Origin of the sequence: Mesorhizobium sp. M7A.F.Ca.ET.027.03.2.1 (assembly GCF_003999175.1) — a bacterium.
In the GTDB taxonomy this organism is placed as follows: Bacteria; Pseudomonadota; Alphaproteobacteria; order Rhizobiales; family Rhizobiaceae; genus Mesorhizobium.
The window spans coordinates 1-470 of sequence record NZ_RZOM01001883.1 but is presented as its reverse complement, the minus strand read 5'-3'; the positions used below and the strand labels follow the sequence as shown (position 1 = coordinate 470).

1 protein-coding gene is annotated in these 470 nt (G+C 63.8%); it reads right to left on the bottom strand.

Translation table 11 applies throughout. The features are described from left to right. A partial coding sequence (locus EN750_RS38595) for a lyase family protein (protein ID WP_245482962.1) occupies positions 1 to 470 on the bottom strand: 470 nt, incomplete at both ends.

The following is a 470-nucleotide window of genomic DNA, read 5'->3' as shown; positions in this document are numbered from 1 at the left end:
TCCATGCAGCACCCGACCGCTCCTGCTCATGCACGAGCGCGTGATGCAGGCCGGCAAGCTGCGTGGCGTTGAAGCGGGCAAGCGCCACCAGCGCTTCGGCCTTCACCGGGTTCTGCTTGTGAGGCATGGTAGACGAGCCGCCACCGCCGGAAAGTTTGATTTCGGTTCCACCTTGCGCCAGCAGAGCGATGTCCTGGCCGAATTTGCCGAGGCTGCCGGTCAGCAGCGATAACCAACCGGCAAAATCGGCGAGAGCGTCGCGCTGGTTCTGCCATTGCGGTGCGTCGCCAAGACCAAGCCTGACGGCCAGGGCTGCGCGCACTGCCTTTCCTTTGTCGCCTAGTTTTTCCAGTGTGCCGGCGGCACCGCCGAACTGCACCACCAGCAAGCGTCTCGACTGTTCCGGCAGCCTTTCCTGATGCCGTTGCAGCGGCCCCTGCCACGCTGCCACACGATCCTGCACTTTGATC